The organism is Streptomyces sp. Tu 3180 (genome assembly GCF_009852415.1).
Classification (GTDB): Bacteria; Actinomycetota; Actinomycetes; order Streptomycetales; family Streptomycetaceae; genus Streptomyces.
Window position 1 is genome coordinate 6,462,167 of the sequence record NZ_WOXS01000002.1, and the last position, 21,363, is coordinate 6,483,529.

Annotated in this window: 16 protein-coding genes and 1 pseudogene; 11 read left to right on the plus strand and 6 right to left on the minus strand. The window is 74.9% G+C overall.

The window, feature by feature from the left end:
• The first annotated feature begins 47 nt into the window (after nt 1–47).
• On the plus strand, nt 48–1,007 hold the full coding sequence (locus GL259_RS29810; RefSeq protein WP_159536380.1) for an aminoglycoside phosphotransferase family protein: 960 nt from the start codon (nt 48–50) through the stop codon (nt 1,005–1,007).
• 23 nt (nt 1,008–1,030) lie between these two features.
• Here GL259_RS29810 and treZ read toward each other — a convergent pair whose 3' ends face one another.
• Complete coding sequence (gene treZ, locus GL259_RS29815) at nt 1,031–2,776, minus strand: malto-oligosyltrehalose trehalohydrolase (RefSeq protein ID WP_159536381.1); 1,746 nt, start codon at nt 2,774–2,776, stop codon at nt 1,031–1,033.
• A gap of 195 nt (nt 2,777–2,971) precedes the next feature.
• On the opposite strand from treZ, the gene GL259_RS29820 reads away from it, so the two are divergent.
• Nucleotides 2,972–3,523 carry a DUF1707 and FHA domain-containing protein gene (locus tag GL259_RS29820; RefSeq protein ID WP_159536382.1) on the plus strand — a complete coding sequence of 184 codons (552 nt, stop codon included), beginning with the start codon at nt 2,972–2,974 and terminating at the stop codon, nt 3,521–3,523.
• A 136-nt stretch (nt 3,524–3,659) separates the two neighbouring features.
• Entirely contained in the window at nt 3,660–4,076 is a 417-nt protein-coding gene (locus tag GL259_RS29825) for an SSI family serine proteinase inhibitor (protein ID WP_159536383.1), read from the plus strand.
• 33 nt (nt 4,077–4,109) lie between these two features.
• On the opposite strand, the gene GL259_RS29830 is transcribed toward GL259_RS29825, so the two are convergent.
• Together GL259_RS29830 and lpdA are read right to left on the minus strand one after the other, a co-directional pair.
• Entirely contained in the window at nt 4,110–5,360 is a 1,251-nt protein-coding gene (locus tag GL259_RS29830; RefSeq protein ID WP_159536384.1) for a M14 family zinc carboxypeptidase, read from the minus strand.
• A 127-nt stretch (nt 5,361–5,487) separates the two neighbouring features.
• Nucleotides 5,488–6,891: a dihydrolipoyl dehydrogenase gene (lpdA, locus tag GL259_RS29835; RefSeq protein WP_159536385.1), complete on the minus strand. Its 1,404-nt coding sequence runs from the start codon at nt 6,889–6,891 to the stop codon at nt 5,488–5,490.
• Between the two features lie 136 nt (nt 6,892–7,027).
• Between lpdA and GL259_RS29840 the strand changes: the two genes are divergently transcribed.
• Complete coding sequence (locus GL259_RS29840) at nt 7,028–7,975, plus strand: LysR family transcriptional regulator (protein WP_159536386.1); 948 nt, start codon at nt 7,028–7,030, stop codon at nt 7,973–7,975.
• Nucleotides 7,976–8,004: 29 nt separating this feature from the next.
• On the opposite strand, the gene treY is transcribed toward GL259_RS29840, so the two are convergent.
• Complete coding sequence (treY, locus tag GL259_RS29845) at nt 8,005–10,392, minus strand: malto-oligosyltrehalose synthase (protein WP_159536387.1); 2,388 nt, start codon at nt 10,390–10,392, stop codon at nt 8,005–8,007.
• Between the two features lie 90 nt (nt 10,393–10,482).
• Nucleotides 10,483–12,612 (minus strand): glycogen debranching protein GlgX, encoded by a 2,130-nt coding sequence (gene glgX, locus GL259_RS29850; RefSeq protein ID WP_159536388.1) that lies wholly within the window; start codon nt 12,610–12,612, stop codon nt 10,483–10,485.
• 633 nt (nt 12,613–13,245) lie between these two features.
• On the opposite strand from glgX, the gene GL259_RS29855 reads away from it, so the two are divergent.
• Nucleotides 13,246–14,514 (plus strand): SAV2148 family HEPN domain-containing protein, encoded by a 1,269-nt coding sequence (locus GL259_RS29855; protein ID WP_208026638.1) that lies wholly within the window; start codon nt 13,246–13,248, stop codon nt 14,512–14,514.
• Between the two features lie 130 nt (nt 14,515–14,644).
• Complete coding sequence (locus GL259_RS29860; RefSeq protein ID WP_159536389.1) at nt 14,645–15,367, plus strand: 3'-5' exonuclease; 723 nt, start codon at nt 14,645–14,647, stop codon at nt 15,365–15,367.
• 22 nt (nt 15,368–15,389) lie between these two features.
• Here GL259_RS29860 and GL259_RS29865 read toward each other — a convergent pair whose 3' ends face one another.
• The gene (locus tag GL259_RS29865; protein ID WP_159536390.1) at nt 15,390–16,253 is read right to left on the minus strand and encodes an aminoglycoside phosphotransferase family protein; all 864 of its coding nucleotides are present in this window, start codon (nt 16,251–16,253) and stop codon (nt 15,390–15,392) included.
• 227 nt (nt 16,254–16,480) lie between these two features.
• Here GL259_RS29865 and GL259_RS29870 point away from each other — a divergent pair, with 227 nt between their 5' ends.
• The 5 genes and pseudogenes from GL259_RS29870 to GL259_RS29885 all read left to right on the plus strand — a co-directional run bounded on the left by GL259_RS29870 (nt 16,481) and on the right by GL259_RS29885 (nt 21,338).
• Nucleotides 16,481–17,401, plus strand: coding sequence for a sugar ABC transporter permease (locus GL259_RS29870; RefSeq protein WP_166461675.1), 921 nt, complete (start codon nt 16,481–16,483; stop codon nt 17,399–17,401).
• Nucleotides 17,398–18,231, plus strand: a complete 834-nt coding sequence (locus GL259_RS29875; RefSeq protein WP_159536392.1) for a carbohydrate ABC transporter permease — start codon at nt 17,398–17,400, stop codon at nt 18,229–18,231. The genes GL259_RS29870 and GL259_RS29875 overlap by 4 nt, the downstream gene beginning before the upstream one ends.
• Nucleotides 18,231–19,511, plus strand: a complete 1,281-nt coding sequence (locus tag GL259_RS29880) for a sugar ABC transporter substrate-binding protein (protein WP_159536393.1) — start codon at nt 18,231–18,233, stop codon at nt 19,509–19,511. The genes GL259_RS29875 and GL259_RS29880 overlap by 1 nt, the downstream gene beginning before the upstream one ends.
• Before the next feature lie 429 nt (nt 19,512–19,940).
• Nucleotides 19,941–20,091 (plus strand): annotated as a pseudogene (locus GL259_RS38980) (ErmE/ErmH/ErmO/ErmR family 23S rRNA (adenine(2058)-N(6))-methyltransferase); the annotation flags it as partial.
• Nucleotides 20,088–21,338, plus strand: coding sequence for a glycosyltransferase (locus GL259_RS29885; RefSeq protein WP_159536394.1), 1,251 nt, complete (start codon nt 20,088–20,090; stop codon nt 21,336–21,338). The pseudogene GL259_RS38980 and the gene GL259_RS29885, both read left to right, overlap by 4 nt.
• Nucleotides 21,339–21,363 lie beyond the last annotated feature (25 nt).

Here is a 21,363-nt window from a genome sequence, read left to right on the forward strand (position 1 = left end):
GCTCCCTCCCGTCCCCTCCCCGTCCCCCGAACGGCAACGGCACGACCATGACCCAGGCACCGACACCCACCGCGGACACCGTCCGCCGACTGGCCCGTTCCCTGCTGAAGGAGGGCGGGGGCGGCGGGGGCGGCGGCGCGGAATCCGCGGCCGGACCCGAGGTCCGGCCCGCCGCGCGCGGCGCCGAGCCCGCCGCCTGGTGGGTCGGCACCCGCCATGTGCTGCGCCTCGCCCCGGACCGTGAGGCGAGCACGCGGCACCGCCGCGAACTGCGCCTGCGCGAGCTCGTCCGCCCGCACGTCCCGGTCGCGCTGCCGTCGAGCGTGGCGCACGGCGAGTGGGCGCCCGGTCTGCTCTGCACCCTCGACACCAGGGTGCCCGGCGGGACGGGCGAGGAGCACGCCGTGTCCGCCGTCGGCGAGGCCGACCTGGCCGGACTGCTCACCGGACTGCGCGGGGTGCCGGTGCGGCAGGCGGAGACGCTCGGCGTGCCGCGGACGCCCCCGCGTTCCCTGGAGGCCCTGCGCCGGGCCGCCGTACGGGCCGCCGAACGGCTCGCCGGGGCCGACGAGTTCGACCCCGCCCGCCTGAACCAGCTCACCCCGCCCGCCGCGGCCCAGCTCGCCGCCCAGTCCGGTTCGGCGGTCCTCGTCCACCACGCGCTCACCGGCGGGCACCTCGTGGTGAGCGCCGACGGCCGGGTGCGCGGCGTCCTCGGCTGGGGCGCGGCGGTGATCGGCGACCCCGCCGAGGACATCGCGGGCCTCGCGCTCGCCGTGGGCTCCCCGGCCGCCGTGCGCGCCGCCACCCTGGCCGGCTACGGTGCCCGCCCCTGCCTGCGCGGCCTGTGGCTGGCCCGCTGCGACGCCGTCCTCGCCCTCGCCGAGGGGCTCGCCGGCCGGGGCGGCGACCCGCTGCCCTTGCTGCGCGCCCGACTGCGGCGCGCCTGGGAGCCGATCCTGCTGGAGCGGGTGACGGACCTCGGTCACGGCGACGACGCGCTCTGAGGGACGGCCCGCCGCCCCGGCCCTCACTCCTGCAGCAGCACCACCGCCGACTCCCCGGGCAGGTGCAGCACCCCGTCCGCGCCGGGCGCCGGCACGGGCTCCCACGCGGCGAGCACGCGCGCGCCGGGCGCGCCCAGCGGGATCGCGGCCGGTTCCCCGGCGAGGTTCACGGCCACCCGGACGTCCCCGCGCCGGAAGGCCAGCCAGCGCCGCTCCTCGTCGTGGGCCACCTTGGTGTCGCCGAGGTCGGGGTCGGTGAGGTCCGGCTGTTCGTGGCGCAGGGCGACGAGCCGCCGGTACCAGGCCAGCACGCGCGCGTGGGGGTCGCGTTCCGGCTCCGACCAGTCCAGGCAGGAGCGGTCGCGGGTGGCGGGGTCCTGCGGATCGGGCACGTCCTCCTCGGCCCAGCCGTGCGCCGCGAACTCCCGGCGCCTGCCGTCGCGCACCGCCCTGGCCAGCTCGGGGTCGGTGTGATCGGTGAAGAACTGCCAGGGGGTGCCCGCCGCCCACTCCTCGCCCATGAACAGCATGGGCGTGAAGGGAGCGGTCAGGGTGAGGGCCGCCGCGCACGCCAGCAGCCCGGGGGAGACCAGCGCGGCCAGGCGGTCGCCCCGGGCGCGGTTGCCGACCTGGTCGTGGGTCTGGCTGTAGCCGAGGAGCCGGTGCCCGGCCACCCGGTCGCGGTCCAGGGGGCGGCCGTGGCGCCGGCCCCGGAAGCTGGAGTACGTGCCGTCGTGGAAGAAGCCGCCGGTGAGCGTCTTGGCCAGGGCCGCCAGGGGGGCGCGCGCGAAGTCGGCGTAGTAGCCCTGCGACTCGCCGGTCAGCGCGGTGTGCACGGCGTGGTGGAAGTCGTCGTTCCACTGCGCGTGCACCCCGAATCCGCCCTCCTCGCGCGGTGTGACGATCCGGGGGTCGTTCAGGTCCGACTCGGCGATCAGGAACAGGGGGCGGCCGGTGTCGGCGGCGAGGGCGTCCACGGCCTCGGACAGCTCCCGGAGGAAGTGGTGCGCGCGCGTGTCCACCAGCGCGTGCACCGCGTCCAGCCGCAGCCCGTCGATCCGGTAGTCCCGCAGCCACGCCAGCGCGCTGTCCACGAGGTACGCGCGCACCTCGTCGGAGCCGGGGGCGTCCAGGTTGACCGCCGCGCCCCACGGCGTGTGGTGGGTGTCCGTGAAGTACGGGCCGAACGCGGGAAGGTAGTTGCCGGACGGCCCCAGGTGGTTGTGCACCACGTCGAGGACGACGCCCAGGCCCAGCGCGTGCGCCCGGTCGACGAACCGTTTCAGCCCCTCGGGCCCGCCGTACGGCTCGTGCACCGCCCACAGCGACACCCCCTCGTACCCCCAGCCGTGCCGGCCGGGGAAGGGGCACACCGGCATCAGCTCCACGTGCGTCACGCCCAGCTCGACGAGGTGCCCGAGCCGCTCGGCGGCCGCGTCGAAGGTGCCCTCGCGCGTGTACGTGCCGACGTGCAGCTCGTACAGCACCGCGCCGGGCAGCGGGCGCCCGTCCCACCGCGCGCGCCAGGCGAACCGCTCGTGGTCGACGACCGCGCTCAGCCCGTCGGGGCCGTCCGGCTGCCGGCGCGAACGCGGATCGGGCAGCACGGGGCCGCCGTCCAGCGCGAAACCGTACCGGGAGCCGTCGTGCGCCTCGGCCTCCCCCCGCCACCACCCCTCCCGTCCGGGATCGCGTTCCAACGCGCGCGTGACGCCGTCGCACTGGAGCGTCACTCGGCCGGCCTGCGGTGCCCACACCTCGAACTGCACGGACGGTTCCCCTTCGTCTGCTCACCGTGATGTAGCCCGTCCATCGTGCTGCATGAATGATCGCCGCGCCGGTGAATTCTCCCTTTCGCGGCAAGTTTCACCGGGAGCCCGCGCGTGTCCCGCCGGGTGCGCGCGCGGGGCGGCCGCTTCCCGGATTCCTGGACAGCCCGGCCGCGCTGACCGACAATCAGCGGCGTGACGTCGTCCTTCGAGTTCTCCACGTACCCCGCCCGGCTCTCCGACGCGGAGCGCGACAAGGCGCTGGACGTGCTGCGGGACGGCGTCGCCGCGGGCCGGCTGTCCCACGACACGTACGTCCGGCGCATGGAACTCGCGCTCGCCGCCCGCCGCCCCGACGAGCTCGCCGCGCTCACCGCCGACCTGCCCACGGAGAGCCGCCTCTCACGGCTGGTGTTCGGCACCGTCGAGGCGGTCTCCGGGTTCACCGTGCGGCTGCGCAGGGCCTGGCAGGCCGAGCGGCTGCCCAAACTGCTGCTGCCGCACCCGGCGGCCGGCCACCCGCTGCGCATAGGCCGCGACCCGGGCAGCGGACTGCGGCTCACCCACGAGACGGTCTCCCGGGTGCACGCCGAACTCCGCCACCAGGGCGGCACGTGGGTGCTGCGGGACCTCGGTTCGACCAACGGCACGACGGTGAACGGGCGTCGGGTGGTCGGCGCGGCGGTCGTCCGCGAGGGTGACCAGGTCGGCTTCGGGCGGGTCACCTACCGGCTCACGGCGAACTGACCCGAGCCGGACGGGACTTCGCCTCCCCGCGCCCCGCCCGCGGTGCCGGCGGGCCGGCCGTGCGGCACCCGTGCGCACGCTCCCGTTCGGGTGAGCCGGGGTGCGGTCCGGGGGCCGCCGTGCCGATGCACCGGGCATGACGCACATCTCACTGAAAGCGCTACGGGGCGGACTGCTGGCCGCCGTCGCCCTGCTCGCCTGCGCCGCCCCCGCACCGGCGGACACCGGACACACCACCCCGGACGACTGGCTCCTGCTCGCGGTCGGCCCCGGACAGCAGCCGCCCGCCACGGCGAGCGGCAGCCTGCTGCGGTGCGATCCGCCCCGGGGCCACCGGCGCGCCGCCGACGCGTGCGCGGAGCTGGCCGCGGTGGACGGGCGCATCGCCGACATCCCGCCGAAGGACGTCTTCTGCCCGATGGTCCACGCCCCGGTGACCGCCCACGCGCACGGGGAGTGGGGCGGACGGCCCGTCACGTACACGCAGACCTTCCCGAACCGCTGCATGATGGCCGCCCGGACCGGCTCGGTGTTCGCGCTGGACGCTCCGTAGGGCCCGGCGGTCCGCGAGGAGGGGCGGGCGGTCTCAGAGCGCCCGCTCGCGCGCGTGGAGCGCCGCCGCGACCACCGTGCGGGACTGGTGCTCGACCTGGTGTTCCACGGGCACCCAGCGGGCGCGGAAGCGCACGGCGAAGGCGTCGCTCCACAGCGCGACCAGGTGCTCGAGGCGTTCCGCCGCGTGCGCGTCGGTGGCGCGCAGCGCCCGCCGCAGCATGGCCGCCGCCCTGAGCGGCACCCGGCGCGCGAACGCGTCCACGCTGCCCACGTACGCCCTCGTGCCGTCGGCCGGCGGCGTGCGGACCAGGTCGGCGGCCAGACCCGGCACCAGGTCCAGTCCCCAGGTGGCCGCCCTCAGCAGAGGGTCGTCGGTGCCCTCGGGGCGGGGCCGCGCGTCCCGCAGCACGCGCCGCACCTCGTCCGCGTCGCGCAGCAGCCGGTCCGCGAGCACCCGCAGCGCGGCGGCCGGCGCCGGATGCGGCGCCGGGTCGTCCACCAGGTCGCCGGCCCACATCGGCACCTCGACCACCGCGGTCAGACCGCCGTACCGGTGGGCGTGGTACCAGGTGCTGTGCCGCGCGTCGTCCGGAAGGCTCGGATAGGCCGGTCCGATCCCCGGCGCGGGCATCACCCGCACCCCGGGACCGGACGCCGGCCAGCCCGCCGCGTCCGAGGCGCCCGCCTCCACCGGGATGTGCAGCTCCGCCGCCGACTTGGCGAACGGCTCGGCGAGTCCCGGCACGTCCCCGGTCAGCTGCACCCAGCTGCCGCCCAGATCGGTGCCGTGCAGGGACACCTGGAGATAGGGCCGCACCTCGTCGATGACCCCGATCAGGGCGCGGGTCTCGGGCGGCAGCCGGTCCGGCGGCAGCACCGACGGAGCCCACTCCGGCTGTTCCGGCCCCGCCGGACGGAAGAACCCGAGATGGTAGTCGTACAGGCTGCGCGGCGCCGACGTCACATGGAGGCTCGCCCCGTCGGGGTCCGCGCACAGCAGGAAGTGCCACGACGTGCCGTCCCGCAGCTCCCGCTCCTGGAGGACCCGCCGGGACAGCGCCAGCAGCGTGCCCCCGCCGGCCGACTCGTTGGCGTGGGCGCCGGCGACCACCAGCACGGCGCGCCGGGCGCGGCCCACGGACAGCAGGTGCAGCGGCCGGCCCGCGCGGGAGACCCCCACCTGCCGCAGCACGCACAGATCGGGCCGTCGCGCGGTCAGCGCACGGGCGGAGGAGACCAGTTCGGCCACCGTCGGATAGCACAGCTGCGGCAGCGGACCCACCCCCCGTCACCACCGTGTGACTCCGCACTGCGCAGTACCCCACGGCCGCGAGGCGGTGTCAAGGGCGCGGCCGGGCAGGCTTCGGGGAGCGCCCGGGGTCACCCCGCCGGCGGCCGCCGCGCGGGGGTCACGGCTGGTGCAGTCCGCGGCCCGCCAGCGCCAGGAACACCTCGCCGACCGCCTCCGAGAGCGTCGGATGCGGATGGACGTGCCGGGCCACGTCCGACGGTTCGGCCTCCCAGCCGACGATCAGCTGGCTCTCGGCGACCATCTCCGACACGTGCGGACCCACCAGGTGCACTCCGAGCACCCGGCCGCCCCCGGCCTCGGCGACGACCTTCACCATCCCGCCCCGCCCGTGCACCATCCCCTTGGCGACGGCCGTCAGCGGCATGGTGCGGACGGCCGGTTCGTGCCCGAGCGCGCGTGCCCGCGCCTCGCTCAGGCCGACGGAGGCGGTCTGCGGCGCCGAGTACGTCACCCGGGGCACGGCCGCGTAGTCGACGGGCGCCGACGGCAGCCCCGCCAGCGTCTCGGCCACCAGCAGCCCCTCCGCGAAGGAGGCGTGGGCCAGTCCGGGCGACGGCGGCGGCAGCAGGTCGCCCACGACGTGGACGCCCGGCACCGACGTCTCCAGCCGGTCCCAGTGCGCCGGTACGACGAAACCGCGTCCGTCGGTGCCCAGGCCCGCGGCGGCCAGGTCCAGCCCGTCGGTGACCGGCACCCGGCCGACGGCCACCAGGAGCCGCTCGGCCCCGACCGCACGGGTTCCGCCCCGGGCGGTGCGCACGCGTGCGCGTACGCCGTCGTCGAGCACCTCGGCGTCCAGCAGCCGGGCGCCCGTCTGCACGTCGACGCCGCGCTTCCTCAGCCCGCGCGTCAGATGGCGGCTCACGTCCGCGTCCTCCAGCGGCACGAGCCGGTCGGCGGCCTCCACGAGGGTGACCTCCGCACCCATCGAGCGGTGGAACGAGGCGTACTCCACGCCGATCGCGCCGCCGCCCAGGACCAGGACGGACGCCGGCAGCCCGGGCGCGAAGAGCGCGTCGTCGCTCGTCACCACGCGCCGCCCGTCCGGCGCGATCCCGGGGAGCGTGCGCGGACGTGAGCCGGTGGCCAGCACGATCCCCCGGCGCGCGGCGAGGTCCCGCACGCCGTCCACCTTCACGGTGCGCGGTCCGGTCAACCGCGCGCTGCCCCGCACCACCCGCACACCGGCGCGCGCGAGGTGCGCCTCCACGCCCCGGTGGTTCCGGGCCACGACGTCCTCGCGGGCGGCGACCAGCGCCGGCCAGTCCACGGCGTCCAGGGTCGCCTTCACGCCCCAGCGCTCGCGCGCCTCGGCGATGCCGTCGACCAGCTCGGCGGCGTGCAGCATCGCCTTGCTCGGGATGCAGCCGCGGTGCAGACAGGTTCCGCCGACCTTGTCGCGTTCGACCAGGACGACGTCGAGACCCAGGGCGGCGGCGCGCAGGGCGGTGCTGTAGCCACCGGTGCCCCCGCCGATGACGACCACGTCGTGTGTGTTCATGCCCCCACCCTCGGCCCGGCCCTTGCCATGAGTCCAAGGCAATGTTCTTGTGGGTCCGATGCAGAGCGTTCATGTGCCGAGCGTTCACGGCGGGAGCCGGTGACGGCCCGCCGGCGGGCCGGGGGGGGGAGCGGGGATGAGCCTGCGGCAGATGGAGTACTTCCTGACCGTCGTGGAGGAGGCGTCCTTCACCCGCGCGGCCGAGCTCCTGCACGTCACGCAGTCCGCGCTCTCCCACCAGATCAAGGCCCTGGAGCGGTCGGTCGGCGGCGCGCTCCTGGAGCGCATGCCGCGCGGGGCGCGGCTCACCCCGATGGGCCGCGCGTTCCTGCCGCACGCCGCTCTCGCCGTCCGCAGCGCCGCCCAGGCCCGCCGCGCGGCCCGCGCCGCCGCCGGGGCCGAGGGCGGCGAACTGCACGTCGCCGCCGTGCACTCCGTCGCGGTCGGCGTCCTGCCGGACGTCTTCGCCCGGTGGCGGGCCGCCCACCCCGGTGTCCTGCTGCACCTGCGCGAGTACGCCACGACCGAGGCACTGGAGGACGAGGTCCAGCGCGGCACCGCCGACCTCGCCGTGGGCCCGGCGCCCGCGGACTGGCCCGGCACCGTCGTCGAGGTCGGCCGGGAGGAGATCGTGCTGGTGGTCCCCTCCGGCGACCGCTTCGCCGGGCGCAGGACGGTGACGCTGCCCGAACTCGCGGACCGCCCCTGGGTCCGCTGCGCCATGGAGCCCGTCGTCGACGGCGAGCGGTTCCTCGACCGGGCCTGCGGACACGCCGGCTTCCGCCCGCGCACCGCCGTGTTCACCGAGCACACCTCCACCGCCGTGCGGATGGCCGCGGCCGGCGTCGGCGTCTGCACGGCGCCCTCCCACATCGTGGCCGGCGCGGTCGGGGAGGACTGCGTGGTCCTCTCGCCCGACCCGCCCTGGGTCCGCACCCTGACCGTCTTCACCCGCGTGCCGCCCGCCGGAGCCGCCGCGGCCTTCGTCGAGCTGCTCGAGGAGGCCTGGCCGCTCCCGGGGGCACCCGCCGCGCCCGCCGGTTCGCACGAGGTCCGCCGGGCGCCCGCACCGGCGTGCGGCTGAGACCGGCCGCGGCCCGCGTGCGCGGGCGGTCAGCCGTCCTGACCGCCGGCGTCGTCGACCCGCTCCAGCAGCGCCACCGGCAGCCGCGCGAACAGCTCCGCCACGCGCACGTGCCCCGTGAACGCGCGCCCGCGGGTCAGCACGTCGGCCCACCGCCCGGGCGGCAGCGCCAGCCGCGTGTCCCGCCAGCCGCCCGCCTCCGCCAGCCGCAGCGACAGCCGGGTGACGGCGGTGAGCACCCGCCCGGAGCGGACGAACGCCACGCAGTGCGCCGCCGCGGGCCCCCCGGGGGCCAGCGGCTCGTACGACGCGGTCTCGCCGAAGACGTCCGGCCGCCGCGCCCGCAGCCGCAGCGCGGCCCGCGTCACCGCCTCCTTGCCGCCCCCGTCACCGGACGGCTCGGACGGCCCGGGCGGGAAATCCACCGTCCGCCGGTTGTCCGGATCCACCAGGGCCCGGTACTCGCCCTCCGTGCCCTGGTAGACGTCGGGCACGCCCGGCATCGTCAGATGGACCAGGGCCGTGCCCAGGACGTTCGCCCGGATGTGCGGCTCCAGCGAGGCGCGCAGCGCCGCCACCCTCTCGCCCGGCGCCCCGCACGGCCCCGCCGCCACGAACCGCGCCACGGCCTCCTCGTACGGCGGCTCCTGCTCGGTCCAGCTCGTGTACAGCCCCGCCTCGCGCACGTGCTTCAGCAGCGCCCCTCCCACCCGGTCCCCGTCGGCGGGCCCCAGCCCGAACACCGTCTGCCAGGCCGCCCACGCCAGCTGGGCGTCCGGCACGCCCTCGCCGGTGCGCGTCACCTCCGCCAGGACGTCCGCCCACCGCTGCGGGCACTCCGTGAGCACGTGCAGCGCCGCCCGCACGTCGGCGCTGCGCTTGGTGTCGTGCGTCGAGACGACCGTCCCGGTCGCCGGCCAGTCGCGCTGCACGCGCGCGCAGTGCGCGTGGAACCGCTCCGGGGACACCGCCGGGCTGCCGGGGTCCTGGCCCACCTCGTTCGCCGACAGCAGCGGGACGTAGCGGTAGAACGCCGTGTCCTCGACGGACTTGGCCCGCAGCGCCGACGCGGTCTGCGCGAAACGCGTACGGAACTCCACCTGCCCCGGCCCGTCGCCGTACCGCCCGAGCACCAGGTCCCGTACGACGTCCACCGCCCCGGCCTCCTCCGGGACGGCGAAGGCGAGCCGGGCCTCGGCCGCGGCCTCCTCGGTGACCACGGCGGAGGCGTCCACCGAGGCGTAGGGGCGGTACACCTCCAGCCGGACCAGCAGCTCCTGGAGCGCCGTCCGCAGCGCCCAGGGGGCGCGGTCGCGCAGCGCGGGCTCCGGGGAGGTCGCGCACAGCCGGCTCGCCACCCGGGTCAGCCGGTCGACCTCGGTGGCCAGCTCGTGCGTGATCACCTTGTACGCGGCCCGCCGCGCGGTGGCGTCCCAGTCGCCGCCCCGGTCCGTCTGCGGGGCGGCGAAGCGCCGGTACCGGCCGAGCAGCTCCCCGAGCCCCGCCGGGTCCGTGAACAGGCCGTCCACGTGCCGCAGGGCGTCGTAGCCGGTGGTGCCCGCCACCGGCCAGGAGGCGGGCAGCGGCTCGCCGTCGGAGAGGATCTTCTCCACCACCGTCCACCGTCCGCCGGTCGCCTCGTGCAGCCGCCGCAGGTAGCCGTCCGGGTCGGCGAGCCCGTCCGGGTGGTCGACGCGCAGTCCGTCGATCACGCCCGCGTGCAGCAGCTCCAGGATCTTGGCGTGCGTGGCCTCGAAGACCTCCGGGTCCTCCACCCGCACCCCGATCAGCTCGGAGATGCTGAAGAACCGCCGGTAGTTGAGCTCGGTCCGGGCCAGGCGCCACCACACGGGGCGGTACCACTGCGCGTCCAGCAGCTGCGGCAGCGGCAGCCGGGCCGTGCCCTCCCGCAGGGGGAACACGTGGTCGTGGTAGCGCAGCACGTCCCCGTCGGCCTCCAGCCGGTCGAGCTGCGTGCCGAGCGGCCCGCCGAGCACCGGCACCAGCAGCTGGCCGCCCTGCGCCTCCCAGTCGATGTCGAACCACCGCGCGTGGCGCGAGGAGGGCCCCTCGCGCAGCACCTCCCACAGGGCGCGGTTGTGGCGCGGGGACATCGCCATGTGGTTCGGGACGATGTCCGCGATCAGGCCGAGCCCGTGCTCCCGCGCGGTGCGCGCCAGGGCCCGCAGGCCCTCCTCGCCGCCCAGCTCCTCCCGCACGCGCCCGTGGTCCACCACGTCGTAGCCGTGGGTGGAGCCGGGCACGGCCTCCAGGACGGGGGACAGGTGCAGGTGGGACACGCCGAGCGAGGCCACGTACGGCACCGCCGCCGCGGCGGCGGCGAACGGGAAGCCGGGCTGCAGCTGCAGCCGGTACGTGGCCGTGGGCACCGCCGGGTCAGGTTGCTCGAAGGTCATGGGAACCTACGTACCCGCCCCGCCGCCTTTCGTGTCATCGCCCGCCCCACCGAGCCGCCCGTCGCCCGGACGGGTGGCTCCCGGGTGCGGCTACACCGGCCGCTGCAGCACCGTCAGGCTCCGGTCGGCCAGCGTCAGCCGGGTGCCGGCCTGCACCTTGGGGCCGGTGCCCGGGGGGACGCCGTCCGTGCGGGCCGTGTCCACGACCACCTGCCACTGGCGGCCGTGATCGATCGGCACCACGAACTCCAGCGGCTCGGGAGAGGCGTTGAACATCAGCAGGAACGAGTCGTCGGTGATGCGCTCCCCGCGCGGCCCCGGCTCGGAGATCGCGTTGCCGTTGAGGAACACCGTCAGCGCCGACGCCTGCGCCGAGTCCCAGTCCCGCTGGGTCATCTCCCTGCCCTGCGGGGTGAACCAGGCGATGTCGGACAGGTCGTCGTGGGTGCCCTCCACCGGCCGGCCGTGGAAGAAGCGGCGCCGGCGGAAGACCGGGTGGTCCCTGCGCAGCCACACCATCGCGCGGGTGAACTCCAGCAGCTGCCGGCGGACGTCCTCCCCCTCCCCGTCCTCCTCGGGCCAGTCGAGCCAGGCCAGCTCGTTGTCCTGGCAGTAGGCGTTGTTGTTGCCGCGCTGGGTGCGGGCCACCTCGTCGCCGTGACTGATCATCGGCACGCCCTGGGAGAGCATCAGCGTCGCGATGAAGTTGCGCATCTGCCGGGCCCGCAGCCGCAGCACGTCCGGGTCGTCGGTCTCGCCCTCGACGCCGCAGTTCCACGACCGGTTGTGGCTCTCGCCGTCGCGGTTGTCCTCGCCGTTGGCCTCGTTGTGCTTGTCGTCGTACGACACGAGGTCGTGCAGCGTGAAGCCGTCGTGGCAGGTCACGAAGTTGATCGAGGCCAGTGGGCGCCGCCCGTCGTTCTGGTACAGGTCGGAGGAGCCGGTCAGCCGGGAGGCGAACTCCGCGAGCGCGCGCGGCTCGCCCCGCCACAGGTCCCGCACGGTGTCCCGGTACTTCCCGTTCCACTCGGTCCACAGCGGCGGGAAATTGCCCACCTGGTAGCCGCCCTCGCCCACGTCCCAGGGTTCGGCGATCAGCTTCACCTGGGAGACCACCGGGTCCTGCTGGACCAGGTCGAAGAACGACGACAGCCGGTCCACCTCGTGGAACTGCCGGGCCAGGGTCGCCGCGAGGTCGAAGCGGAAGCCGTCGACGTGCATCTCGGTGACCCAGTAGCGCAGCGAGTCCATGATCATCTGGAGCACGTGCGGGGACCGCATGAGCAGGGAGTTCCCGGTGCCCGTCGTGTCCATGTAGTAGCGGCGGTCGTCGGTCAGCCGGTAGTACGAGGGGTTGTCGATGCCCTTGAAGGAGAGCGTCGGGCCCAGGTGGTTGCCCTCGGCGGTGTGGTTGTAGACCACGTCGAGGATCACCTCGATCCCGGCCTCGTGCAGCGCCTTCACCGCCGACTTGAACTCCAGCACCTGCTGGCCGCGGTCGCCCCAGGACGCGTAGGCGTTGTGCGGGGCGAAGAAGCCGATGGTGTTGTAGCCCCAGTAGTTGTTCAGGCCCATGTCGACCAGCCGGTGGTCGTTCACGAACTGGTGCACCGGCATCAGCTCCAGCGCGGTCACCCCGAGCCCGGTCAGGTGCTCGATCACCGCCGGGTGCGCGAGGCCCGCGTAGGTGCCGCGCAGCTCCTCCGGCAGCCCCGGGTGGCGCATGGTGAGGCCCTTGACGTGGGCCTCGTAGATCACCGTGTGGTGGTACTCCGTACGGGGGCGCCGGTCGTCGCCCCAGTCGAAGTACGGGTTGACCACGACCGACGTCATCGTGTGCGGCGCCGAGTCGAGGTCGTTGCGCCGCTCGGGCGCGTCGAAGTGGTAGCCGTACACCTCCTCGCCCCAGCGGATCGATCCGCTGATCGCACGCGCGTACGGGTCGAGCAGCAGCTTCGCCGAGTTGCAGCGCAGCCCGCGCTCGGGGGCGTACGGACCGTGCACACGGAAGCCGTACCGCTGCCCGGGCATGACGCCGGGCACGTACGCGTGCCGCACGAACGCGTCGCTCTCGCGCAACTCGATCGCCGTCTCGGAGCCGTCGTCGTGCAGCAGACACAGCTCTACTCGGTCCGCGGCCTCCGTGAAGACCGCGAAATTCGTGCCGGCGCCGTCGTACGTGGCACCGAGTGGATACGCCTCGCCAGGCCAGACCTGCATGGATACGACTCTTTCAGGTGTGCGGCGCCGGTGGGGCGCCTTGGCTCCGAGTGTCCCCGAGTCTCCCCGAAAGGGCGGGGGAACCCCCTGTACCTCTGCCCCTCCGTCCGGTGCTCCGTGCATCCGACGACCAGCGGTTTCGCGCCGACCGGAACAGCGGGGACGTCTCGTGCCCCCGAGGGGGGTGGGGTCGGAGGTGCGAAAGGGGGAGACGGGACAGGAGAGGGGGATGGGAGCAGAGGCGGAGAACGGGAGCAGGGGAGTGAGGGGGAGCAGGGGTGGAGGAGGGGAACGGGGGAGTGCGGGGGAGCAGGGGTGCGGGGATGCGGAAGACGCGCGCGGTGCGTCGTCGGCGGGGAGGGCCGTCGGGGGCGGGGAGACCGGGGTCCGGGAGGCCGGGCGGGCCCAAGAGGGCGGCCACGCGGGCCCGGAGGCGACGGAGATGGCCGATTCCCCTCTCCCGGTGGGGTGTTGCCCTCCGCCGGCCCGGTGCCACCGCTATGAATCCGCTCACTCCCCGGGAGCTCGGCGGGGGAACGGTCGTGCGGAAGAAGGAAGTTGGGAAACGACCCTGTCCATCGGGCTGCACCGCGCACCGCATGCGGAGTACTCTCCTTGATCGTCGGGACGGGAGTGCTCGGGGGAGCGGAAGGCGGTGCGCGGGTGGGCTCGGGAGGGCTGGAGCTGCCCCCTGGTGACGAGGGTCACGAGGGGAGCTCCACGGACGTCCCGCCCGGTGCGGTGTCCCTGGCACGGCCGATGGACGCGGGCTCGATCGGGCCGGAGCTGGACTGGGGCGCCGACGCCTGGCGCGAGGTGCGCACCCGCGCCCAGCGGGCCGGCCGGGCCTACATCTGGCTGAATCTCGTGGAGCAGCGGCTGCGCGCGGTCGTGGCCGCCGTGCTGCGTCCCGTGTACGAGCCCGTGCACGGCGACGACTGGGTGGTCGCCGCCGCCGGACCCGCCGGGCAGGAGTGGGTGCAGCGCGCGGTCGCGGTGCGCGAGGTCAGCCGCCGCAAGGGCTATCTGCTCGACCCGGCCGACGACAACGTCCTGTCCTTCCTGACCCTGCCGCAGCTGCGCGAGCTGATGGTGCAGCACTGGCCCTGCTTCGCGCCCTACTTCGACGACCGCCGGGACGTCGAGCTCGCCCTGGACGAGCTGGAGGTCACGCGGAACGTCGTCTCCCGCAACCGCGCGCTGTCCGAGGCGGTCCTGAGCCAGGCCGAGCGGGCCTCCGCGCGGCTGCTGGAGATGCTCGGCGCCGGCGGTGACGTCCCGTCCGCGCGCCGGCTGCCCGTGGACGCGGTCGAGGACCTGGTGGGCGACCGGTACGCCGACGTGGTCGCCGTGCACCCCGACCGGGTGCGGCTGCTGCGCCAGTTCCCGGCGGAGGACATCTTCGGCAGCGCCCGCCGCCTCGACGCCGTCGGCATCGGCCTCAACCTGCTGGTGCAGAACTTCTCCGGCCGCCGCCTGGTGCGGCTGGCCGAGTCGGGCAGCCGGGTGCGGCTGCTGTTCCTGAACCCGGCCTCGAGCGCGGTCAAGCGCCGCGAGCGCGAGCTCGGCATGAAACGCGGCGAGCTCGGCCGCGCCGTCGAGATGAACATCCTGCACATGCGCCGCGTCCGCGCCCGGCTGCGCGACCCCGGTGCCTTCGAGATCCAGGTCTACGACGAGACGCCCCGCTGCACGGCCTACCTCGTCGACGGGGACGGGGCGGACGGGATCGCCGTCGTGCAGAACTACCTGCGCCGCTCCCGGGGGATGGAGGCGCCGGTGCTGGTCCTGCGCAACGGGACCAAGGTGGTCAAACCGGGCGAGGTCGAGGAGGGGGGACTGTTCCCCACCTACCGCGAGGAGTTCGAGCAGATGTGGGCGGATTCGCGACCGGTGTCGTGAACGCTCCGCTCCGATCCCCCTTGCGGGGGACTGTCCGGGCGGTAAGCGGAACGCGATCCTCTGATTGTCGGTGGGGCGTGCGAAGGTGGGAACCACTGGGGGAACGCACCACACAGAAGGGGGGCAGCCCATGGGCTGGCACCGGGAGCTGCTGATCGGCTTCGACCTGGAGACGACGGGGACCGACCCGCACGAGGCGCGGATCGTCACGGGCTCCGTGATCGAGGTCCGGGACGGGGAGCCGAGGGGACGCCGGGAGTGGCTGGCCGACCCGGGCGTGCCGATCCCCGCGGACGCGGTGGCGGTGCACGGCGTCAGCAACGAGCGGGCGGCCGCCGAGGGAAGCCCCGCCGACCAGGTGGCCGACGCGATCGCCGGGGTCCTCACCGCCCACTGGAGGGCGGGCGTCCCGGTCGTCGCCTACAACGCCGCCTTCGACCTGACCCTGCTCTCCGCCGAGCTGCGCCGGTACGGACTGCCGTCCCTGCGCGAGCGCCTGGGCGGCGCCGACCCCGCCCCGGTCATCGACCCGTACACGATCGACCGCTCCGTCGACCGCTACCGCAGGGGCAAGCGCACCCTCGAAGCGGTCTGCGCGGAGTACGGCGTCGTCCTCGACGCCGCGCACGACGCCACCGCCGACGCCCTCGCCGCGGTCCGCCTGGCCTGCGCGATAGCCGGCCGCCACCCCCGGGTCGCGGCCCTCGACCCGGCGGAACTGCACCGGCGCCAGATCGAGTGGTACGCCGCGTGGGCGGCCGACTTCCAGGACTTCCTGCGCCGCAAGGGCGACGCCACCGCGCTGGTCGACGGCACCTGGCCGCTGCGGGAGCCGGCGGGCGAACCGGTCTGACCGTCCCCCGCCGAGGGCCGTCTCAGAACGGGTACCAGCGGACCGTCGTGTCCCCGTCCCGCAGGGACGCCACCCGGCGCTCGAACTCGGCCAGTGCCCTGGGGTTGCTCGGCGCGTGCTGGGCGACCCAGGCGCAACTGGCGGTCTCCCGCGCGCCGCGCAGCACCGAGCAGCCCTCCCAGGCGCGCACGTCCCAGCCGTAGGTCTCGGTGAAGGACGCGTACGCCTCCTGCGGCAGTCCGTAGCGGTCGTGGGAGAGGGCCATGACGACCAGGTCGTGCTCGCGCAGATCGGCCGAGAAGGTCTCCAGGTCCACCAGGACCGGACCGTCCGCTCCGACGTGCACGTTGCGGGGCAGGGCGTCCCCGTGGATCGGGCCCGGCGGCAGACGGGGCGTCAGCGCCGCGGCGGCCGAGGCGAAACCGTCGCGCCGCTCGCGCAGGTACGCCGCGTCCGCGGGGTCGATCACGTCACCCGCGAGCCGCAGCCAGCGTTCCACCCCGCCCAGCAGGTCACGGGGCGGAAGCGCGAAGGGGGGAGCGGGCAGGGCGTGGACGAGCCGCAGCAGTTCGGCCAGATCCCGCGGTTCGGCGGGCCGCACCGGCTCGGGCAGCCGGTGCCACACGGTCACCGGGTGCCCCTCGACCAGCAGGGCCTCCGGCTCGGCCGGCCGCACCGCCGGCACGCCCTCCCCGGCGAGCCACAGCGCGATGTCCAGCTCCCGGCGGGCCCGCTCCAGGAGTTCGGCGTCGCGGCCCACCCTGACGACCAGGTCACCGGCGGCGAACACCGCGTTCTCGCCCAGGGCGAGCAGCCGCGTGTCCCGTGCCGCACCGGGCAGCACGCCCGCAGCGGCCAGTACGTCCCGCGCCCGCGCCTCGTCCATCCGTCCGCCTCCGTGTCCGTCCTCGTCGCACCGCTCGTGCCCGTGCGGCCGGCCCGCGGTCCGTGCGCGTGCGCACCACCGGGATCCGGCCATTCGTCGGCCAGTGTCGCATTCGCACAGCTCCGGCGGTGTGCGCGGTGCCTTGACGAGGCAGATCGCCTTCACGAGCATGGCCTGGCCCACCCGAGCCGCGCAAAGGGGCTGATCAGGTGACATCGGTGACCGAGGTGAGAAGACCGCCGGGCAGGGTGCCCGATCCGGGGCGCGGGCCGCGGCGTGCCCTCGACCACGGCCCCTGGTTCCTGGTGCTGCCCGCGCTGATCCCGATCCTCGTCCTCAGCGTGGGGCCGCTGCTCCACGGCATCCTGCTGGCCTTCACCGACGCCCAGTCGGGCCGCACCGGGCCCACCCGGTGGATCGGCACCCTCAACTTCCGGGACCTGCTGCACGACACGCTGTTCTGGGAGTCGTTCCGCATCGGCCTGGTGTGGGCGGTCGGGGTGACGGTGCCGCAGTTCCTGCTCGCGCTCGGTCTCGCCCTGCTGCTCGCCCAGGACCTGAAGCTGCGCTGGCTGGCCCGCGCCCTGGCGATCGTCCCCTGGGCGATGCCCGAGGTCGTCGTCGGCATCATGTGGCGGCTGGTCTACAACCCGGACGCCGGCGTCCTCAACGAGACCCTGCGCGACATCGGCCTCGGCGGCGACCGGGACTGGCTCAGCGGTCTGGCGACCGCCCTGCCCGCCGTGATCGTCGTGGGGGTGTGGGCGGGCATGCCGCAGACGACGGTCGCGCTGCTCGCCGGACTGCAGAACACCCCGCGCGAGCTGCACGAGGCGGCGGCGGTGGACGGCGCCGGCGCCTGGCGCCGCTTCCGCACGGTGACCTGGCCCGCGATCCGCCCCGTCGCCCTCGCCGTCACGGCGCTCAACCTGATCTGGAACTTCAACTCCTTCGCCCTGGTGTACGTGCTGACCAGCGGCGGGCCCGGCGGACGCACCCGGCTGCCCATGCTCTTCGCCTACGAAGAGGCCTTCCGCTACGGGCAGTTCGGTTACGCGGCGGCGATGGGCTGTGTCATGGTCGCCGCGGTCTCGGTCCTGCTGGCCGTCTTCCTCGTGGGCCGGCTGCGGGGAGGTGACGGGACATGAGGACGAGCAAGGGTGCCCGCGCCGGACAGTACGCCGCGCTGCTCGCGTACCTCGTCTTCCTGGCCTTCCCGTTCCTCTGGCTGGTCTCCACCGCGTTCAAGCCCCCGCGGGAGCTGGCCGGCCTGCGCCCCACCTGGATCCCGGAGGACCCCACCCTCGCCAACTTCCGTCAGGCCTTCGACGAACAGCCGTTGTTGCAGGCCGCCCTCAACTCCCTGCTCGCCGCGCTCTGCGCGGCGCTCGTCGCCGTCGTCGTCGCCACCCCGGCGGCGTACGCCATGGCCCGCCACCGCACCGCGCTCGCCCGGGCCGCGAGCGGCTGGGTGGTGGTCAGCCAGGCGTTCCCGTTCGTGCTGCTGATCATCCCGCTGTTCCTCGTGCTGAAGAACCTGCGGCTGATCGACTCCGTGCCCGGCCTGGTGATGGTCTACGTGGTCTGGGCGCTGCCCTTCGCCCTGTGGATGCTCACCGGATACGTCCGCGCCGTGCCGGCCGAGCTGGAGGAGGCGGCGGCGGTCGACGGGGCCGGGCGGCTGCGCATCCTGGTGTCGGTGACGGCGCCGCTCCTCGCGCCGGGCATCGTGGCCACGGCGCTCTTCGCGTTCATCACCGCGTGGAACGAGTTCTTCTTCGCCCTCGTCCTGCTGAAGACGCCGGAGAAACAGACGCTGCCGGTCGTCCTCACCCACTTCATCGGTGCCGAGGGGGTCGCCGACCTCGGCCCGCTGGCGGCCGCCGCGTTCCTCGCGACGCTGCCCTCCCTGGCCGTCTTCGCGATCATCCAGCGGCGGATCACGGGCGGCATGCTCGCCGGGGCGGTGAAGAGCTGATGCGGACCAGGATCCTCGTGGCGGCACTGGCCGTCGCCCTGCTCCTGGCGGGCTGCTCCTCCGGCGGCACCCGCGACGACGGCCGGATCACCCTGCGCTTCCAGTCCCTGGCCTGGCAGCAGGAGTCCGTCGAGGCCACCAGGGAACTGGTCGAGGAGTGGAACGCCGCCCACCCGGACGTCCGGGTGGAGTACGTCCAGGGCAGCTGGGACAGCGTCCACGACCAGCTCCTCACCTCCTTCGAGGGCGGTGAGGCCCCCGACGTCATCCACGACGCCTCCGACGACCTCGCCGACTTCGCCTACGGCGGCCACCTGGCCGACCTGACGGACCTGCTGTCCGAGCGGCTGAAGTCCGACATCCCGCCCCGCAGCTGGCAGACCGTCACCTTCGGGGACGGCATCCACGGCGTGCCCTTCCTCCAGGAGCCGCGGGTGCTCATCGCCGACGCCACCCGGCTGAAGGAGTCCGGCGTCCGCGTCCCGACCCCCGAACGCCCCTGGAGCTGGGCCGAGTTCCGCGAAGTGACGAAGCGGCTCAGCGGAGACGGCAGGTACGGCGTCGCCTGGCCGCTCAAGGAGCCCGTGTCCGCCACGCTCAACCTCTCCCTCTCCGCCGGCGGCCGGCTCTTCCACCGGGGCGCCGACGGCAAGGTGACCGTGCGGTTCGAGGAGGGCGACGAGGTCGTCCCGCGCACCGTGCACGAGCAGGTGAACACCGACCGCAGCGCCTCGCCCACGACGCTCGGCAGCGGCGGCTCCGACACCCTGCCCGGCTTCTTCGCCGGCAGGTACGCGATGGTGCCGCTCGGCTTCTCCTACCGCCAGCAGATCGTCCAGCAGGCGCCGGAGGGCTTCGACTGGCAGGTGCTGCCCGCCCCGGCCGGCGCCGGCGGACTCACCCAGGGGGTCAGCCCGCAGACGCTCTCCATCGCCGAGGACTGCCCGCACAAGGAGGAGGCCGCCGCCTTCCTCGACTTCCTGCTCCAGCCGGAGAACATGGTCCGCCTCGCCCTCGGCGACTGGATGCTGCCCACCGGGCGCACGGCCCTCGCCGACCCCGCCCTGCGCACCGCCGAACACGGCTGGGCGACCGGCACCGCGCTCGCCGCCCATCTGCGCCCGGCTCCCGCGCAGACCGTGCGCGGCTATCCCGAGTGGAAGGACAAGGTGGCGACCCCGGCCCTGCAGGAGTACTACAGCGGGGCGATCGGCCTCGACGCGCTGCGCGAACGGCTGGAGGAGGACGGCAACCTGGTGCTGGCCCGCTACCAGCGCTGAGCCGGCCCGCCGCAGACCCGTCGCACGCGGCCGCGCCCGGAGCCCGGCGTCCCCCGCGGGGCAGCGTCCGGCGCGATCTTCGACTCCGGTCCCCCGGCCGGGGCCGCACGCACGTCGCCCGGATGCGTCGTGGCCCCGGAGCCCCGGCCGGCCCGGGGAGTCACGCCCGCTGATCCGGCGCGGCCGCCGTTCGCGCGCCTCCCCCTTCCTCACCCCCGTCCTCCGGTCGGGGCCGCCGTCCGCCCTTTCCCCTTCACGGAGGACAAGGACCGCAGGCCATGGCCCGCCCCGGCTCCACCTCTCGCGCGCTCCCGCAGGACTTCCCCGCCGGCCGCGCGACCGCCCGCCGTCCCGCCCGCCTCGCCGTCCCGCACGGTGGACTCGTCCCGCTGCTGCTCGACGCCGCCGCGTCCGGCAGCCGGCGGAAGCCTGGTCGAGCCGGGCTTCTCCGGGGCCGGCGGCTCGCTGCACGCGTCCCCGCGCCGGGCGTGTCCCCGGCGGCGCGGCTGGATCCGGGGGTCTGGCCGGTGAGGTGGCGCCGGAGCGGTGGCTGCGGCCGCACGAGGCGCCGGCGGCGTGAGCGAAAAGAATTTGCACGAGACGTCTCGTCTCGCTTACTGTCGGCGCATGACCACTCCCGCGCACATCGCCATGTTCTCCATCGCCGCGCACGGCCACGTGAACCCCAGCCTGGAGGTGATCCGCGAGCTCGTGGCGCGGGGGCACCGGGTGACGTACGCGATCCCGCCGCTCTTCGCGGAGAAGGTCGCCGAGACCGGCGCCGAACCCAAGCTGTGGAACAGCACGCTGCCGGGCCCCGACGCCGACCCGGAGGCCTGGGGGAGCACGCTGCTGGACAACGTGGAGCCGTTCCTCGACGACGCGATCCAGGCGCTCCCGCAGCTGATCGAGGCGTACGAGGGGGACACCCCCGACCTCGTCCTGCACGACATCACCTCCTACCCGGCGCGCGTGCTGGCCCACCGCTGGGGCGTGCCGGCGATCTCCCTCTCACCGAACCTCGTCGCCTGGGACGGGTACGAGCAGGAGGTCGCGGAGCCGATGTGGGAGGAGCCGAAGAGGACCGAGCGGGGGCGGGCCTACTACGCCCGCTTCCACGCCTGGCTGGAGGAGAACGGGATCACCGAGCACCCGGACCCGTTCACGGGCCGCCCCGCCCGCTCGATCGTCCTGATCCCCAAGGCGCTGCAGCCGCACGCCGACCGGGTCGACGAGCGCGTGCACTCCTTCGTCGGGGCCTGCCAGGGCGACCGCGGCGCCGAGGGGACGTGGCGGCGGCCCGCCGGCGCCGAGAAGGTCGTGCTCGTGTCGCTCGGGTCGTCCTTCACCAAGCAGCCGGCCTTCTACCGGGAGTGCGTCAAGGCCTTCGGCGACCTGCCCGGCTGGCACCTGGTGCTCCAGATCGGCAGGCACGTCGACCCCGCCGAGCTCGGTGACGTACCGGCGAACGTCGAGGTGCGCTCCTGGGTGCCGCAGCTCGCGGTCCTGAAGCAGGCCGACCTGTTCGTCACCCACGCCGGTGCGGGCGGCAGCCAGGAGGGGCTGGCCACCGCCACGCCGATGATCGCCGTACCGCAGGCCGTGGACCAGTTCGGCAACGCCGACATGCTCCAGGCGCTCGGTGTGGCCCGGCACGTCCCCACCGGCGAGGCGAGCGCCGAGACCCTGCGCAGCACGGCCCTCGCCCTCGTCGACGACCCGGAGGTCGCCCGCCGGCTGAAGGACGTCCAGGCCGGCATGGCCGAGGAGGGCGGCACCCGCAGGGCGGCCGACCTCATCGAGGCGGAGCTGCCCGCGCGGCGGTAGTCCACCCGCGCACGGGGCCCGGCGG